Consider the following 16,575-nt stretch of genomic DNA (forward strand, 5'->3'; position numbering starts at 1 on the left):
GATCGTTGAGATCACGGACCAGCCGCTGCCCCGCAATCCGTCGGGCAAGATCCTCAAGAACCAGCTGCGCGGGAGCGGTTCCGTGTTTTTCACCGAAGAGGCGGAGTAGGCCGCTTCCGGCTCGCGCCGAATAGCGGCCGAGCTTGCTCCCGGAATTAGCCACGTGCTACGCCTACTGAAGAAAGACGCCGGGATGCATGAGGAAGATCATAATTTCGTCGCTATCGATCGCATACCTCCACGGAGGCGGCCAGGCTAACACGAACAACCGTTTCTTTAGGGCATCATTCGGATGAATAGCAATGGGTGAGACGCGCGAGATCTATTGGAACATCGTCGGCGGAGCGCTGATCTACCTTCTGTTCGCCGTTGCCGCGACTGTTTTTGCCCACGGCGTGTATCGCCGCTATCGCCTCTGGTGCCTGGGGGGTGGTGAGGCTCGCCGTGATCGCATTCCCGAGCGGCTTATGGGCCTCTTGATCGAGGTTTTCGGGCAGCGCCGCCAGCTGCGTCGTCCCTATCCCGGGTTGATGCACACCCTCATCTTCTACGGGTTTATGGCGGAGGTGGTCGCCACCTCACTGGTGGGCATACAAGATTGGACCGGAATTCAGTTTCTTCAGGGGGCGACATATCGCTGGTTTTCATTGCTCAGCGATACCTTCGGCCTGCTTGCGATTGTCGGATTGGCAATGGCGATTGCGCGGCGCACGGTCATGCGCCCGAAACATGTCGTGTCCTTAACGGAGGATGGCATTGCCCTTGGTCTCCTACTGCTGCTCTTCCTGCAAGGCTTTGCGACGGAAGGCCTGCGAATTGCCGCGACGGAATTGCACCAGAATCCCGCTTTGGCCCACTGGTCTCCCGGCGGCTACCTGGTCGCGCTCCTCCTTCAGGGTCTGAGCGAGCCAACCTTACGGTTCATTCACCGAGTCAGTTGGTGGTTTCACGCCACAACGGCATTCGTTTTCATCGGGTACCTCTCCTCCGGGAAGCTCAACCACATCGTGTACGGCGCCTTGAACATCTTCTTCCGCAATCTGAATCGAGGCCTCGCACTTCCGTATCCGGATATCGAAGCGATGCTGGAGGCCGAGGAGGAGCCCGTCCTCGGAACCAAGGCGATTCAGCAATATTCCTGGAAGAGCCTGCTCGATCTGGATGCCTGCGTGAATTGCGGCCGTTGCGAGTCGGTCTGTCCGGCCACCCTGGGTGGCTCCAAGCTGAATCCACGAACGCTCATTCTGAACATGCGCGATCACTTGACTGCGGTCGGTCCGTCGCTCTTGGCGGCACGGGCGGGGAACGGCGCGGCGTCCGACGTTGAAGACGCGCCGCTCTTCGGTGAAGCCGTCGACGGCCCGTTACGGCCGGCGGTGCTGGAAGATGAGCTGTGGGGGTGCCGCACCTGTGGGGCCTGTCAGCAAGAGTGTCCGATGTATATCGAACATGTTCCCAAGATCGTCGACATGCGTCGCCACCTCGTGATGACCGAATCCAGGATGAGTGAAGAAGCGCAGATGTTCCTGAAGAACATGGATGATCGCGCGCATCCGTTCGCCGGCGCTTCGCATGATCGGGAAGAGTGGTTTCAGGACCTCGACATCAAAGTCTACGGCCGAGGGGATACGGCGGAGTATCTCTTCTGGGTAGGCTGTGCGGGCGCGCTGGTCGATCGCAATATCCAAGTGACTCGCGCCTTCGTGAAGGTTTTGCAGGCCGCGGGGGTCGATTTCGCCGTGCTGGGTGCGGAAGAGTCCTGCACCGGAGATCCCGCCAGGCGTGTTGGCGGCGAGCTGACCTTTCAGATGTGCGCCAAGGCCAACATCGAACTCTTCGATCGATACGAGATCCAGCAGATCATTACGACGTGCCCACACTGTTTCAATACCTTGGCCAACGAGTACCCTGAATTCGGTGGGAAGTACGAAGTCGTTCACCACGCCGAGTTCATTCAACAATTGATCCGGAGTGGCAGACTGAGGCTGAGGAAGGACGTGGATTCGGTGACCTATCACGATCCCTGTTACCTGGGGCGCCATAATGGAATCTACGATGCGCCGCGTGACGTGATCGCGTCGGTTTCGAGGAGTGGCATCCAGGAGATGCCCCGTAATCGTTCGAGGGCGCTCTGTTGCGGAGCGGGGGGCGGGTACGCCTGGATGGACGACAAGCTCGAGTCGCGCATTAATCACCTGCGCTTCGAGGAAGTGAAGGGCTGTGGCGCCAGGACGGCGGCCGTCTCGTGCCCGTTCTGTATGCAGATGTTCGAGGATGCGATTCGCACCAGGGATCCGGGAAGAACGGTGCGGGCGGCGGACATCGCCGAGCTGGTTGCGGAAGCCTTGGCAGCGTGAGCCAAGTGGGATTCAGCCTGGTGTGAGTCGGGAAACGTCTATCGCATCGACAACCGAGCCCAGGAGCAAGGAGAGAGCGGCAAATGAGAATTGTCATCTGCGCCAAGGAAGTCCTCGACCCGGACGCGGTGGACAACTACGTCCTGATCGGGAAGCTGGAGATCGGGCAGGACGGGAAGACCCTGACCCAGACGTCGATCCCACGGCTGATGAACGGCTACGACGAGCAGGCTATCGAGTGTGCCCTGCGACTACGGGACGCCGGGGTCGACTGTAAGATCCACGTGGTCTCGGTTGGCACCGACCCGACCAAGATCCTCCAGCACGCTGTCGCGATGGGGGCGGACGAGGTCGCAACCATCCCCGTCGACACGGGGACCGTGGACGGCTACGCGACGGCCTCGCTGCTCGCCGGGTTCGTGAAGTCGCTCGGCGGGGCGGATCTGGTGCTGTGCGGGCGTCAGGCCTCGGACGGAGACCAGGGGGTCGTGCCGGCGTTGCTGGGCGAGATGCTGGGGCTGCCGATCGTGACCATCGCGCGGGCGGTGGAGATGGTAGACGGATCGACGGTGCGGGTGACGCGGGTGACGCCTGACGGCGACGAGATCGTGGAGGTTTCTTGCCCCGCGGTGATCACGATCAGCAACGAGTTCGGTGAGCCGCGGTATCCGACCGGCATCCGGACGATGAAGGCGCGCAAGGTCAAGCCTCAGCAAGTCACGCCGGCCGGCCTCGATCTGGGTGAGAGCGGGGCTCGGCCGAGAGTGACGATGACCCGCCAGTTCGTCGAAGCCATCATCGGTCACTGCGAGTTCATCCAGGGCGACTCGCCGGCGGCGGCGGCACGGGAGCTGGTCAGGCGCCTGCGCGCGGATCGGACCATCGAGTAAGTTCCGAGAGAACGTCTCGTGAGGGAGAATTCGGAGGGAAACGTGTCGAACTCGGTTGTTGTATGCACATGGGAACGAGGCCGTGCGGGCGTACCTGCGGGTGCGGAAGAAACGCTGACCCTGGCCCGCAAGCTCGCCGCCTCTGCGGGCCTCGAGTTGAACTGGTTGGTTGCCGGTCCGGCGCCGGATCGGGCGCTCGAGATCGCCGGGAAGTACGGGGTCGCCCACCTGGACCGGATCGAGGACGCGAAACTCGCCGACTTCCAGCCCGACGTCTGTGTGGAAGCACTGGCCCAGTACAGCAAGCAGCACGCGCCGAAGCTGATGGTCATCCCGCAGACGTTCAATGCTCGCCTCGTGGCGCCGCGCCTGGCGGCACGGGCCGGCGCCGGGATAGTGATGAACGCGCTCAAGCTGGAGGTCGAGGGCAGTGCGGTTAAGGTGACCGCCTCGGCGTACGGCGGGGACACCCGTGTGGTCTACGAGGTGACGGGCGCCGAGTCCTGTGTGGTCGGCGTCCTGGCGGACATGCTGCTCGCGGAGGCCCCGGAAGGGGGCGCGTCGGCGCCGGCCGTGCGGCAGGTATCGGTCGACCTCGGCGCAGTCGCGGAACGAGTGCGCGTCATCCAGAAGGCGCACTTTGAAGGCCCGCGTCTGGAGGAGGCGCAGATCATCGTTGCCGGTGGGATGGGACTCGGGCAGAAGGAAAACTACCACTTGATCGAGGATCTCGCCCGGACGCTCGGAGGGATGGCCGCTGCATCGCGTCCGGTCGTGGAAAACGGCTGGGTCGACTCGTCGCGGCAGGTGGGGCTCACCGGGAAGATCACACGGCCGGTGCTCTACATTGGGGCGGGCATCTCGGGTGCCAGCCAGCACATGGTCGGCTGCTCGGCGGCGAAGACGATCGTGGCCGTCAACAAGGACCCCGACGCCGCGGTGTTTCGGTACGCGCGCTATGGTATCGTGGGCGACTGTTTGGAGATCCTCCCAGAGCTGATTCGGGCCGTGAAAGCACAATGAGTGAGTTGAAAGGGCTTATTGCATGACGACGAATCGTGTACCTGTAATTCAGGGTCTGTTTGCTGAGACCGCGCAAGGGGCGCGTTTGCTGGGCTCGAAGTGTGCCGCGTGCGGCGTTCCCTATTTCCCCAAAACTCCCGTTTGCCATAACCCCGAATGCAATGAGCAGCGGATCGAGGACGCGCAATTCGGTCCGCGAGGCAAGCTGTGGAGCTTCGCCGTGCAGTACTACGCTCCGCCGGCGCCGGTGAAGTATGACGAACCCTTCGCCCCGTTCGCGATCGGCGTGGTGGACTTGCCTGAGGGGTTGCGGGTGCTCGGACGCATCAGCATCGATGACCTCAAGAAGGTCAAGATCGGGATGGATGTCGAGCTGGCCGTCGAACGGCTGTGCGGTGACAAGGACGGGAACGAAGTGGTCACCTGGAAGTTCCGCCCGGTCTGAGCCGGGGGCGCTGAAGACGGGGAGTACGTAAGATGAGAGACGTTGCGGTTCTCGGGGTGGGCATGCACCCCTGGGGAAAATTCGAAGACAAGTCGGTGACTCAGCTGTGCCGCCAGGCCGTCACGGTGGCCCTCACGGATGCCGGTGTGCAGTGGCGCGAGATCGAAGCCATCTCGGCTGCCAGCTCGCGGTTTTCTGGCGGCAAGGGTTGGGGCTTGAATGGCAACGACGTCATTGAGGACATGGGGCCGACCGGCGCCCCCGTCTATAACCTGTCGGCCGGCTGCGCTGCCGGCGGCAACGCCTTCAACGTCGGCTACAGCCTGGTGGCCGGCGGCCTGTACGACATGGTGCTTGTCGTCGGTGGCGAGAAAATGCCCAAGGGCTTCATTCAGATGTCGGGCCTTCAGGAAGAAACGGACCCCGAGTACCTGCGCCAAGTTTGTGTGGGGATGCCGGGACCGGCGTTCTGGGGAATGCTGTGCTTGCGGCGGATGGCGGAGTACGGAACGACCGAGGAGCAACTGGCGAAGGTTGTCGTAAAGGCGCACCAAGCGGGGCAACACAATCCCAACGCCCGCTTCCGCCAGCTGTTCACCGTCGAGGATGTGCTCAAGTCGCGCGTCGTGAGCTGGCCGCTCCGACTGTACGAGATCTGTCCGGTCAGCGACGGTGCCGCCGCGGTGGTGCTGTGTTCGGCCGACGTTGCCCGCAAGCATACGACGAAGCCCGTCTGGGTGGCGTCGAGCACGGTGGCTACGGCCAAGTTCAATGACGGGATTCCCCGCGGCCTTGCCACGGTGATCCCCCCGGGTCGCACGGAGCACAGTGAAGCAACCACCGCGGTGAAGAAAGCGTTCAGTCAGGCTGGCATCGGGCCGCGCGACGTCAGTCTCATCGAGCTGCAAGACAATACGGTGTACTACGAGCTCGCCTTTCCCGAGGAATGGGGATTCTGCCAGCCGGGTGAGGCGGATAAACTGGTGGAGCAAGGCCACACCGTGCCCACCGGCAAACTGCCGATCAATCCGAGCGGTGGATTCCTGTGCTTCGGCGAGGCCACGACGGCGATGGGCGTGTGGCAGGTGTGCGAACTCACCGGGCAGCTCCGCGGCCAGGCGGGAGCCCGCCAGGTGCCGAACGCGAAGGTCGGTCTGGGACAGACGCTGGGTCTCGGCTCCAACGCCACTGCCGTCATCCTGAAGCGCTAGCAGCTAGGAGGTTGTGTATGACGTCAAATCCGCACGTGCTCTTCGAGGTCGACGAGGGCGTCGGCATCGTCACCCTGAATCGACCGGAAAAGCTCAACGCCGTGACCTGGGACATGGCTTCGAGTCTCGTCGATCTGTTCCGCGAGCTGCGCTTTCGCGACGAGGTCCGCACCATCGTGCTGACGGGCGCCGGCCGGGGTTTCTGTGCCGGAGGCGATGCCGAGTTCGTGAGCGGCACCGGGGACCGTCCTCTTCCCGGCTTGGCAGATGATGGAAGCCGGCCGATGCCTCGGTATCAGAGAAAAACGCCGGCGGGGCCATTCGCTGAGTTCACCCGGATGATCGTCGAAGTGGAGAAACCCGTGATCGCGGCGATTGCCGGGCCGGCAATGGGCGCGGGGTTTGCGTACGCGCTGGCGTGCGACCGCAGGATTGCCGACAAGAAGGCGCGCCTGTGCGCCGCCATGGTCCGGCTCGGCTTCAGCCCGGATTGCGGCATCACCTACTTCCTGCCGCGCGTCACCAACCTGTCGACCGCCCTCATGATCGTGGAGACGGGCAAGATCCTTGGCGCTGAAGAGGCGTACAAGTTCGGGCTCATCGACGAGCTGGTCGAGGAGGGGCAGGCCCTGCCGACGGCTCTGCAATACGCCAAGGAGCTGGCCAAGGGGCCGAGCGCCGCGATCGACATCGCCCGCCGCTGCATCCACAAGTCGCTGACTGCAACTCTCGACGAAATCCTGGATTACGAGGCGGTCGCGGCTACCATGTCTGCTTGCACGCAGGACGCTCGTGAGGGCACGAAAGCCTTACTCGAGAAGCGCAAGCCCGTTTTCAAAGGGTATTGATCCCGTTCCTCGATGCAGCTCTCGCAGAGCGCGTAGCCGTTACTCGACCGCAAGCACCTTCACGTCAAAAACCAGCGTCTTGCCCGCCAACGGGTGATTCATGTCGACGAGCCGGTAGGCGGGGGGCAGATTTCGGCGGGCGATGTAGCGGGCAATCTTTCAGAGGTCGGCATCGGCCTCTGGGGCCAGGATGACCCGGCTCATCTCCGGCGGGAGCGGGAGTGTCAATTGTGGTGCGATGATCAAATGGAAGGCTTGCCGCGTACATGGATATGTGATGCGATGCCTTTGCGATGAAATTCGAGTGGGATGCGGGCAAAGCAGAAGCCAATCTCGCAAATCACAAGGTTTCATTTGATGAAGCAAAAACGGTTTTTCAAGATCCGCTGTATGTCGACTTCCATGACCCAGATCATTCTCACGATGAGCATCGCTTTCTGGTGGTTGGCGAGTCGCGGCAGGGGCGTCTATTGATCGTATCGTACTCCGAAAGAGGAGAGGTCACCCGATTGATCAGTGCCAGGGATGTTACCCCATCAGAGAGAAGCGCCTATGAAGAAGGGTAGAGCAGTTGCGGCCGACGACTTGCGGCCAGAGTATGACCTTAGAAACCTGCGGGTGCGCAGGCTTGGTCCCGGCCGGAAGAGTTTCGCCGGTTCGGTCATCCGCATAGAACCCGATGTGGCGGCGGTGTTTCCTAGCGCGGAAGCAGTGAATGAAGCGCTGCGCTTTCTGATCAGAGTGACGCAAGACAAGAAGCCCAAGCTCCGCGTGCCAAGGGGCGATCTTTAGCTGCGCCCCGAGTACACCTTGGGTGGCGTCTGAGCTCAGACGCGGCGTGTTACTTCGAGCCAGGACGGTGCAGCTTTCCTCTGATCTCGTCGAGAGCGGCGGGGTCATCGATCGTTGAAGGGACCTCGACGTGCTTGCCATCGGCGATGGATCGCATCGTGCCGCGCAGGATCTTCCCGGAGCGTGTCTTCGGAAGACGAGCAACGACGTAGGCCCGCTTGAACGACGCCACCGCGCCGATCTGCTCGCGAATCATTCGGACCACGTCGGCCTCAATCGACGCCGGGTCGCGCTCCACCCCGGCCTTGAGGACAACGAAGCCGACCGGCACCTGGCCTTTCAACTCGTCCGCGGCACCGATCACGGCACACTCCGCCACCGCGGGGTGCGTGGCAATGATCTCCTCCATGGCTCCGGTCGACAGCCGATGCCCCGCGACATTGATCACATCGTCGATCCGGCCCATGACACTGAGATAGCCGTCCTCGTCGAAATACCCGCCGTCGCCAGTGACGTAGTAGCCCGGATACTGCCTGAGGTACGATGACACGAAACGCTCGTCGTCATTCCACAGGGTGGGTAGCGTGCCCGGCGGCAGCGGCAGCTTGATCGCGATGGCGCCCTCTTTGCCCGCGGGTAACGGGCGGCCGTCGAGCCCGAGGATCTCGACGCGATAGCCCGGGACGGGTTTTGTCGGCGACCCTGGTTTCACCGGCAACGCTTCGATACCCAGACAGTTCGCGGCGATTGCCCAGCCGGTCTCCGTTTGCCACCAGTGGTCGATCACCGGCCGGCCCAACAGGTTGCGCGCCCAGTGGTAGGTGTCGGGATCGGTGCGTTCACCGGCGAGGAAAAGGGTGCGGAACACCTTCAGGTCGTGACGACGGCAGTGCTCGCCCGCCGGATCCTCCTTCTTGAGGGCACGGAACGCGGTTGGGGCGGTGAACAGCACGGCGACATCGTGCTCGGCGATTACCCGCCAGAACGCGCCTGGGTCAGGCGTCCCAACTGGTTTGCCTTCGTAGACAATCGTTGTGCATCCGCTGAGCAGCGGCGCGTACACGATGTAGGAATGCCCTACCACCCAGCCGACATCCGACGCCGCCCAGTACACCTCACCCGGCTTTACGCCGTACACGTTGGGCATGCTCCAGCGCAGCGCCACCGCGTGGCCGCCGTTGTCGCGGACGACGCCCTTGGGACGGCCCGTGGTCCCCGACGTGTAGAGGATGTAGAGCGGATCGGTGGCTGCAACGGGGACGCACGCGGCCGGTGGCGCACTCGCCATCGCCTGGTGCCAGTCGAGATCCCGGCTGCCAACGAGCGCAGCCGGCGCCATCGGCCGCTGCAGGATGATGCAGCGCTCGGGTTTGTGCGCCGCCATTTCGATGGCGCGGTCGAGCAGCGGCTTGTACTCGATGACGCGCTTCACCTCGATGCCGCAGGATGCGGACACGATCACCTTGGGCTTGGCATTGTCAATACGGATGGCCAGCTCGTGCGGCGCAAAGCCGCCAAACACCACCGAGTGGATGGCGCCGATGCGGGCACAGGCGAGCATGGCGATCACGGCTTCGGGTACCATCGGCATGTAGATGACCACTCGGTCTCCCGCCGTGACCCCGAGGCGTTGCATCGCGCCGGCGAAAACCGCGACAACGTCTCGCAACTCACGATAGGTGTAGCGTGCGATCGTGTCGGTGACCGGGCTGTCGTAGATGAGTGCGAGCTGGTCGGCGCGCACCCGATCGATGCCGTCGCCGCCATCCACCCAGCGGTCGAGCGCGTTGAAGCAGGTATTCAGCTCTCCGCCGCGGAACCAGCGGTAAAAGGGCGGATTGGAATCGTCGAGCACCCGCTCGGGGCGCCGATACCAATGGATAGCCTCGGCCGCCTCACCCCAGAATCCTTCCGGATCCTCCAGGCTGCGCCGATGCAAGTCGTCGAACTTGCCCATGTCGCGCGATTCCGATTCCTGACCATGTCAGAGGAGTGTGGGTGTGGCAAGGCACTCAATGGTGGCAAACTCCTTGAGCATCGCGCTTGACGAAGATCATTCATTCGTCTGCGCCCTCCTCATACTCTGAATCGGATCGGACGCGTACAAACCAAACGTTTGTTTGCCGAAGACCCTTGAGGTAGTGTTCGGCAGGGCGGAGGTTGATCGGACCTCCGGCATCGTTAAAGGGAGGATCAGATCGTGAATTTCGAGTTCTCCGACGAAGAAAAGGCGTTCGTTCAAGAGGTCGAGAAGTTCCTCGACCAATACGACACGCCAGAGATCATGGATGTCACGCGCGAGAACATGGCGCAGCTCGTCGATACGCCCGCTCGCAGGGACTTCATCACCAAGTGTGCGGAACACGGGTGGTTCGGCTTGGGTTGGCCAAAGGAATACGGGGGCAGTGAGAAGGAAGGCATCTACGAATTTCTTTTGAACGAGTGCCTGGCACGCCGCGGCGCACCCCAGATCGGCAAGGGGGTCGGTATCGTCGGCAAGACGATCATCCGACACGGTAGCGAGAAGCTGAAGCGCGAGTTCCTGCCGAAGATCATGCGCAACGAAGTCCAGTTTGCCATTGGTTACAGCGAACCCGAAGCCGGCTCGGACGCGGCGGCGATGGCGCTGAAGGCCACGCGCGAAGGCGATGGGTGGCGGCTGAACGGCCAGAAGATCTTCACGACCTCAGCCCACTTTGCCGATTGGTACTGGCTGGGTGCGCGGACGGATCCCAGCAACAAACACCGCGGCATCACGTTGTTCCTGTTGCCCATGGACACCCCGGGCTTGACCGTGCAGCCGATGCCCACCATCGGCGATGAGATCACCAACTCGGTGTACTTCGACAACGTCCCTGTCGGCGACGAGTACCGGGTCGGTGAGTTGAACAAGGGATTCCAATACATCTCCGAGGCGCTCGACCTGGAGCGCTTCACCATGTTTACGTTCTCCCCGATCGAACAACGGATGGAGGAGCTGTGCAGCTATGTAGCGACCGAGGATCGTGATGGCCAGCCGTTGCGCGCCGATCCGGTGATCCGCCAGCGCATCGCCCAACTGGTGGCGCAGACGGAGGTGGCGCGCGTGCTCGGGCTGCGGTTCGTGGCCAAATCCATGAAGGGCGGCGCCGCACCGACGGCGGAGGCGTCGCAGTACAAGCTGTACTCGACCGAGCTGTCCAAGCGTATCGCCAATGCGGCCTTGGATATCGGAGCGCCTGGTGGGCAGCTGCGGGCGCACACGGCGGAGGCGCCGATGCGCGGACGGGCCGAGCTGACGTACCGCTATACCGTGATCGACACCATAGGCGGGGGGACGTCGGAGGTGCAGAAGAACATCATCGCCCGGCGCAAGTTGGGATTGCCACCGAACTTTTAGGCGCCCAGGACACCCCCGGGCGCGAGTGGCTGTCCTCATGGCGACGCCCGGGAACGAGAAAACATTAGTGCGAGGACGGAGGAGTCAGCCTCGATGGAGTTGGAGTTCAGCCAGGAACAGGACATGCTGCGGGAGACGGTGCAGAGGTTGTGGAACGACCGTGCGCCGCTGGCCGTCGTGCGCGCAATGGAAGACGACCCGAGCGGATTTCCCCAGCCGCTGTGGCAACAGATGGCCGATCTCGGCCTCATCGGACTCATGCTGCCGGAAGAGTATGGCGGCGCCGGCCAATCGAGCGTCGAAGGCGCCATCCTGTATGAAGAGTTGGGCCGCTCGCTAGCGCCGACGCCTCACTTCGTCAGCGCGGTGATGAGTGGAACGGCGCTGGTGCGTGCCGGGAGTGAGGCCCAGAAACGGGCGTGGTTGCCGAAGATCGCTTCGGGTGAAGCGATCTTCACGCCGGCGTGGCTGGAACCGAAAGGCGGGTTTGGTCCGCGAGGGATCCAGCTCAGGGCCGTCCTCGAGGGCGGCCAGTACCGTCTGAACGGTACGAAGCAGCACGTGGCGTTTGCCGCCGCGGCCACGCGCCTGCTGGTGTTGGTCCGCACTGGTGACGGAGAGCAAGACATCGACCTGTTGCTGGTCGACCTCAAGGCGCCGGGGGTCGAGCTGACGCAGCAGTACAGCCTGGCTGCCGACACCCAGTACAAGGTACAGTTCAAAGACGTGCGCGTGCCGGCCGCCGAGCGGGTCGGTAGGGCCGCCTCGGGGTGGTCGACCTGGGACGCGGTGATGCGCGACGGCATCATCCTGCTGGCGGCGCAGGCCATCGGCGGGGCGCAACGTGCGCTCGAGATGACCGTGCAGTACGCCAAGGAGCGCGAGCAGTTCAATAAACCGCTCGGGGCGTTTCAGGCTATCGCTCACTACCTGGCCGATGCGTCGGCGGCGGTCGACGGGGGAACGACGCTTGCCTATGAGGCGGCCTGTGCGCGGGCCGTGGGGCAGCTCGTCAGTCGGCTGGCGCCGATGGCGAAATTGTTCGCGTGTCAGACGTTCCGTGACGTCACCGCGATGGCGCAGCAGGTGTACGGCGGCATGGGCTTCACGCTCGAGTGCGACATCCAGCTCTACTTCCGCCGCGCCAAGCAGCTGCACATGACCTGGTGGGACTCGCGTTATCTGGAAGAGCTCATCGCCAGCGATGTGCTGGATGCGGGACGGCCGGTACGCTTGTCGCAGGATGGGCGCAAGACCTTCCCGACCCCGCCGCCCCCGAACCCGCGTGGCGTCCGTTCGCGCAAGGAACTGGCGAAGGACCTGGCCGAGCATGCGAATCAGCGTGGCCGGTGCAAGACCTTCGCCGGGGCGCAGTGAGCCTGTCGGCAACGCGGGCCGGTCGTGCGGGAAGAATGAAAGGTAGTAGGTGAGGACGGCGATGGCCGAAACGACCGCATTAGAATACATTCCCGAGTATCTCTCTGACGACGCCAAGCAGCAGCTGCGCGAACTGGCGAAGGAATCGCAACCCGAACCGGCGCCGCTCGAGGTGAACGAGTACCTCATCCGTCATTGGTGCGAAGCGCTGGAGGACGGCAACCCGCTCTACCTCGATGCCGCCTACGCCAAATCGCGGGGGTTTCGCAACGTGGTGGCGCCGCCCGGCTCGGTGATGACGACGTTCGCCATGCACTTCCGCTGGCCGTGGCCTCCCGGGGAACGCGAGCCGGTACGGCACATTCACTACGACGTCAAAGACGCACTGAACCTGCCGGTGGGCATCATCACGCAGATCGAGATGGAGAACCACGCGCCATTGCAGGTGGGCGATCGCGTCTCGGTCAGCCAGCGGCTGGTGTCGGTTTCGCCGTGGAAGAAGGCCCGCGTCGGTGAGGGGCACTTCTGGGTCATGGACCGGCTGTACCGCAATCAGAAGGGCGAGCTGATCGTGCGCGAGCGCATGACGGCGTTCGGCTACGGCCGGCAGGAAGGCGCGCCGCCGGTCGCCGGCAGCTCGAAGGGCGGCTGGAGCCCCGCGGTCGAGGAAGTCATCCAGGGCGAGAAGACGGGGTACCGTCCCCCAGCGTTCCCCGAGCGGCTCTGGGAGGACGTGCAGGAGGGTGAGGAGCTGCCGACACTTCACATGCCCATCACCTTCACCCGCTGCGTCTATCTGGCGTCGGCGACCCGCGACTTTTCGCCGCAGCACTCCAACCGCGAGTATGCCCAACAGCGGTCGAAGACCAAAGACATCTTCGTCAACACGCCGTTCAACATGGGGATGATTAGCCGCTTCCTGACCGATTGGGCCGGCCCGAAGAGCACCGTGCGGCGCATGAATCTGGCCATGCGCGGCAACATTTGCGCCGGTGACGACATGGTCATCACCGGGAAGGTGACCAAGAAGCACATCACCGACGGTGAGCATCGAGTCGATCTTGACGTCGTGATGGCGACCCAGGATGGGCCGGTCACCCCGTGCAGCGCCACGTTGGCTTTGCCTAGTCGCAGCAACGCGAAGTAGGGGGATCACCACGTAAAGCCGCGGTACCGAATCACGCGTCGCAGGAAGGGGGCGAACAATGAGCACTGGAACAGTCACGACAAGCTGGGATCACACGGTTGACCTCCTGATCGTCGGCTCGGGGGCCGGCGCCATGACCGCCGCGCTGACCGCGTACGATCGCGGCGCCTCGCCCCTGCTCATCGAGAAGAGCGATCAATACGGGGGCTCGTCGGCGATGTCAGGGGGCGGCTTGTGGGTGCCGAACAACCACTTGATGGAAGCTGCCGGCATCAAGGACACGCCCGAGGACGCCTGGACGTATATGAAGGGGACGGTGGGCAATGCCGTCTCCGAGGAGCGCCTCCGGGCCTACCTCGAGCACGCCCCCCAAATGGTCAAGTATTTGATGGAGCACTCGCGGGCGCAGTTCGTGGCGCTGCCCGAGTACGCCGACTACTATCCGCGCGTCTCCGGCAGCCGACCCGGCGGCCGCAGCATCGAGCCGAGACACTTCAATGCCGCCGAGCTGGGTGACGAGTTCCTGAAGATGCGCGAGCAGCACATCCAGTGCTTGATCATGGGGCGGATGTTCATGGATATCTTCGAGGCGCGCGCGCTCATGTGCCGGTCGCCGGGCTGGATCAAGCTCACCATGAAACTCATGGGCAACTACTGGCTGGACATCCCGTGGCGCTTCAAGTCGAAGCGCGACCGGAACCTGACCATGGGGAACGGGCTCATCGGCATGTTGCGGCGGTCGCTCATGGATCGCGGCGTGCCCTTGTGGCTGAACACCGCGGCTCGCGAGCTGATCGTCGACAACGGACGGGTCGTTGGTGTGGCGGCCGAACGCGAAGGGCGCACCGTGCGTATTCGCGCCCACCGGGGCGTGGTCTTGGCCGCGGGTGGTTTCGAGGCCAGCCAGGCCATGCGCGAGAAGTACCTACCCAAACCGACTCGCGCCGAGTGGTCGTGTGCGAACAAATACAATACCGGTGACGCCATCAACCTTGGCCTGTCGGTCGGCGCGGCGCTCGATCTGATGGATGATGCGTGGTGGGGCCCGACCACGACAGTGCCGGGCGAAGTGCATGCCCGTATGCTGGTGATCGAAAAATCGTTGCCCGGGAGCATCCTCGTCAACAAGCGCGGCGAGCGTTTCGTGAACGAGGCGGCACCGTACATCGACGTCGTCAATGCGATGTATCAGAACCACAAGCCCGAGGCGCCGTGCGTCCCGGCTTACATCGTGTTCGATGCGAACTTCCGCAAGAAGTATCCCATCGGCCCGGTCCTGCAGGCATCGCAGCAGCCCGACTGGGCTCTTCCAAAGGCTTTGAAGAACTACTTCAAGAAGGCCGATACGGTGGAAGGTCTGGCGGCACAGCTCGGCGTGGATGCCGCCGGACTGAAGGACACGGTGGCGAAACTCAACCAGTACGCCCGCACCGGAACGGATCTCGATTTCCACCGGGGAGAGACCGTCTTCGATCGTTACTACGGAGACGAGAAGGTGAAACCGAACCCGTGTCTGGCGCCGATCGAGACCCCGCCGTTCTACGGCTTCGAAAGCTACCCTGGCGAGCTCGGCACCAAAGGGGGGTTGAAGACCGACGCGCAAGCTCACGTGCTCACGGAAGCGGGACAAGCGGTTCCGGGTCTCTATGCCGTTGGCAACTGTTCGGCGTCGGTGATGGGCCACAGTTATCCGGGTGCCGGATCAACCATCGGCCCGGCGATGACGTTCGGCTACCTTGCGGCCCGTGATGCGGTTCCGAGCTGAGGGCGTGCAATCCGCGTTCGCAACGCGTCCGAATCTGGTAGGGGCACTCCCCTGTGGGTGCCCTTCCTTTTTCGCGCATCGGATCACAGGGCAGCCACGGGGGGCTGCCCCTACGGGGCAATGACACCTGCCGCCGCCCTGTCGGGCCGGCGCGTTCTCGAGCTTGCCGACGAGAAGGGGCTCTACTGCGGCAAGCTGCTGGCGGACATGGGCGCCGATGTCATCAAGATCGAGCCGCCCGGCGGCGATGCCACACGCGACATCCCCCCCTTTTGGCACGATACGCCGCATCCGGATCACAGCCTGTTCTTCCTCTACATGAACACCAGCAAGCGGGGCGTGACCTTGGACATCACCAGACCCGAGGGCCAAGTGCTTTTCAAGCAGCTGGCGCAGACAGCGCACATCATCATCGAAACGTTCGAGCCGGGATACCTCGACGGTCTGGGCTTGGGCTATCGAACCTTGCAGGAACAGAATCCCGGCCTGGTATTCACCTCAATAACCGGCTTCGGTCAGACCGGCCCGTACAAGAGCTTCAAATCCTCGGACCTCGTTGCCAACGCCTTGGCTGGCACGATGTACATCACTGGCGAAGCGGACGACCCGCCCGTGGTCCTGGCCGGGGCGCAGGCAAACATGATGGCGTCGACGTGCGCCGCGGCGAGCAGCATGATTGCGCTCTTTCGCAGTACGGTCAGCGGCAAGGGCCAGCAGGTCGATATCTCGGTGGAGGAGACCAACGTTTCAGCGAGCCACGTCTGCGGTGTGGGCCGGTGGCTCGACGATCGCTTCATTCCCCGGCGCATGGGTGCCGCCCTTCTCGCCTGCACCCCCTCTGGGACCTACCCGTGCAAGGACGGACTCGTGTACCTCATAGTCAACCGGGTGCTGCATTGGAAAGCCCTGGCACAGTGGATCCATGAAGTCACTGGCAACGAGATCGTGCTCGATCCCATGTTCGAAGGACCGTCGGCGAACCGCCAGCCGAATCGCGATCTCCTGGATGTGTATGTCTCCGAGCTCACCTCCCGGTTCACCGTTGCCGAAATGTACCACGAAGGGCAGCGACGCCACTTGGCCGTCACTCCGGTGAACACCGCCGCCGCCGTCGTCGCGGATCCCCACCTCGCTGCCCGGAACTATTTTCTCGCGGTAGAACATCCGGAGATGGGCAGCTTGCGCTATCCGGGCGCGCCGTACCGGCATACTGAAACTCCCTGGGCCATCAGCCGCCCCGCTCCTCGAGTCGGCGAGCACAACGAAGAGATTTATTGTGGCGAGCTGGGGCTTGCCCAGCAGACCCTGCGTGGATTCGTGGAACGCGGAGTCATCTGAGCT

Annotated in this window: 14 protein-coding genes; 13 read left to right on the forward strand and 1 reads right to left on the reverse strand. The window is 63.3% G+C overall.

Annotation, left to right across the window (positions count from 1 at the left end; all coding sequences use genetic code 11):
* Window positions 1-302: 302 nt before the first annotated feature.
* The 8 genes from VF515_00850 to VF515_00885 all read left to right on the forward strand — a co-directional run bounded on the left by VF515_00850 (window position 303) and on the right by VF515_00885 (window position 7,566).
* Window positions 303-2,357, forward strand: coding sequence for a (Fe-S)-binding protein (locus tag VF515_00850; GenBank protein HEX7406174.1), 2,055 nt, complete (start codon window positions 303-305; stop codon window positions 2,355-2,357).
* 83 nt (window positions 2,358-2,440) lie between these two features.
* A complete protein-coding gene (locus VF515_00855) occupies window positions 2,441-3,247 on the forward strand; it encodes an electron transfer flavoprotein subunit beta/FixA family protein (protein HEX7406175.1) in 807 nt (268 codons plus the stop codon).
* 42 nt (window positions 3,248-3,289) lie between these two features.
* On the forward strand, window positions 3,290-4,270 hold the full coding sequence (locus VF515_00860; protein HEX7406176.1) for an electron transfer flavoprotein subunit alpha/FixB family protein: 981 nt from the start codon (window positions 3,290-3,292) through the stop codon (window positions 4,268-4,270).
* A 22-nt stretch (window positions 4,271-4,292) separates the two neighbouring features.
* Window positions 4,293-4,715 carry an OB-fold domain-containing protein gene (locus VF515_00865; GenBank protein HEX7406177.1) on the forward strand — a complete coding sequence of 141 codons (423 nt, stop codon included), beginning with the start codon at window positions 4,293-4,295 and terminating at the stop codon, window positions 4,713-4,715.
* Between the two features lie 32 nt (window positions 4,716-4,747).
* Complete coding sequence (locus VF515_00870) at window positions 4,748-5,926, forward strand: transporter (protein HEX7406178.1); 1,179 nt, start codon at window positions 4,748-4,750, stop codon at window positions 5,924-5,926.
* A gap of 17 nt (window positions 5,927-5,943) precedes the next feature.
* Entirely contained in the window at window positions 5,944-6,774 is an 831-nt protein-coding gene (locus VF515_00875; protein ID HEX7406179.1) for an enoyl-CoA hydratase/isomerase family protein, read from the forward strand.
* Window positions 6,775-7,067: 293 nt separating this feature from the next.
* Window positions 7,068-7,340, forward strand: coding sequence for a BrnT family toxin (locus VF515_00880; protein HEX7406180.1), 273 nt, complete (start codon window positions 7,068-7,070; stop codon window positions 7,338-7,340).
* Window positions 7,327-7,566, forward strand: a complete 240-nt coding sequence (locus VF515_00885; protein ID HEX7406181.1) for a hypothetical protein — start codon at window positions 7,327-7,329, stop codon at window positions 7,564-7,566. Before VF515_00880 ends, VF515_00885 begins: the two co-directional genes overlap by 14 nt.
* 49 nt (window positions 7,567-7,615) lie before the next feature.
* On the opposite strand, the gene VF515_00890 is transcribed toward VF515_00885, so the two are convergent.
* Complete coding sequence (locus tag VF515_00890; protein ID HEX7406182.1) at window positions 7,616-9,523, reverse strand: propionyl-CoA synthetase; 1,908 nt, start codon at window positions 9,521-9,523, stop codon at window positions 7,616-7,618.
* A gap of 243 nt (window positions 9,524-9,766) precedes the next feature.
* Between VF515_00890 and VF515_00895 the strand changes: the two genes are divergently transcribed.
* The 5 genes from VF515_00895 (at window position 9,767) to VF515_00915 (ending at window position 16,572) form a co-directional block, all read left to right on the forward strand.
* On the forward strand, window positions 9,767-10,945 hold the full coding sequence (locus tag VF515_00895) for an acyl-CoA dehydrogenase family protein (protein HEX7406183.1): 1,179 nt from the start codon (window positions 9,767-9,769) through the stop codon (window positions 10,943-10,945).
* A 93-nt stretch (window positions 10,946-11,038) separates the two neighbouring features.
* Window positions 11,039-12,322 (forward strand): acyl-CoA dehydrogenase family protein, encoded by a 1,284-nt coding sequence (locus VF515_00900; GenBank protein HEX7406184.1) that lies wholly within the window; start codon window positions 11,039-11,041, stop codon window positions 12,320-12,322.
* A gap of 61 nt (window positions 12,323-12,383) precedes the next feature.
* The gene (locus VF515_00905) at window positions 12,384-13,469 is read left to right on the forward strand and encodes a MaoC family dehydratase N-terminal domain-containing protein (GenBank protein HEX7406185.1); all 1,086 of its coding nucleotides are present in this window, start codon (window positions 12,384-12,386) and stop codon (window positions 13,467-13,469) included.
* A 58-nt stretch (window positions 13,470-13,527) separates the two neighbouring features.
* Entirely contained in the window at window positions 13,528-15,234 is a 1,707-nt protein-coding gene (locus VF515_00910) for an FAD-binding protein (GenBank protein HEX7406186.1), read from the forward strand.
* A gap of 120 nt (window positions 15,235-15,354) precedes the next feature.
* Window positions 15,355-16,572 (forward strand): CoA transferase, encoded by a 1,218-nt coding sequence (locus VF515_00915; protein ID HEX7406187.1) that lies wholly within the window; start codon window positions 15,355-15,357, stop codon window positions 16,570-16,572.
* Window positions 16,573-16,575 lie beyond the last annotated feature (3 nt).

This window comes from Candidatus Binatia bacterium, assembly GCA_036382395.1.
In the GTDB taxonomy this organism is placed as follows: domain Bacteria; phylum Desulfobacterota; class Binatia; order HRBIN30; family HRBIN30; genus JAGDMS01.

What these genes read in the sequence shown, in the direction of transcription:
- VF515_00865 (HEX7406177.1), top strand. Translation starts at nt 4,293, where the DNA reads ATGACGACGAATCGTGTACCTGTAATTCAGGGTCTGTTTGCTGAGACC.
- VF515_00900 (HEX7406184.1), top strand. Translation starts at nt 11,039, where the DNA reads ATGGAGTTGGAGTTCAGCCAGGAACAGGACATGCTGCGGGAGACGGTG.
- VF515_00870 (HEX7406178.1), top strand. Translation starts at nt 4,748, where the DNA reads ATGAGAGACGTTGCGGTTCTCGGGGTGGGCATGCACCCCTGGGGAAAA.
- VF515_00910 (HEX7406186.1), top strand. Translation starts at nt 13,528, where the DNA reads ATGAGCACTGGAACAGTCACGACAAGCTGGGATCACACGGTTGACCTC.
- VF515_00915 (HEX7406187.1), top strand. Translation starts at nt 15,355, where the DNA reads ATGACACCTGCCGCCGCCCTGTCGGGCCGGCGCGTTCTCGAGCTTGCC.
- VF515_00880 (HEX7406180.1), top strand. Translation starts at nt 7,068, where the DNA reads ATGAAATTCGAGTGGGATGCGGGCAAAGCAGAAGCCAATCTCGCAAAT.
- VF515_00890 (HEX7406182.1), bottom strand. Translation starts at nt 9,523, where the DNA reads ATGGGCAAGTTCGACGACTTGCATCGGCGCAGCCTGGAGGATCCGGAA.
- VF515_00905 (HEX7406185.1), top strand. Translation starts at nt 12,384, where the DNA reads ATGGCCGAAACGACCGCATTAGAATACATTCCCGAGTATCTCTCTGAC.
- VF515_00855 (HEX7406175.1), top strand. Translation starts at nt 2,441, where the DNA reads ATGAGAATTGTCATCTGCGCCAAGGAAGTCCTCGACCCGGACGCGGTG.
- VF515_00875 (HEX7406179.1), top strand. Translation starts at nt 5,944, where the DNA reads ATGACGTCAAATCCGCACGTGCTCTTCGAGGTCGACGAGGGCGTCGGC.
- VF515_00850 (HEX7406174.1), top strand. Translation starts at nt 303, where the DNA reads ATGGGTGAGACGCGCGAGATCTATTGGAACATCGTCGGCGGAGCGCTG.
- VF515_00885 (HEX7406181.1), top strand. Translation starts at nt 7,327, where the DNA reads ATGAAGAAGGGTAGAGCAGTTGCGGCCGACGACTTGCGGCCAGAGTAT.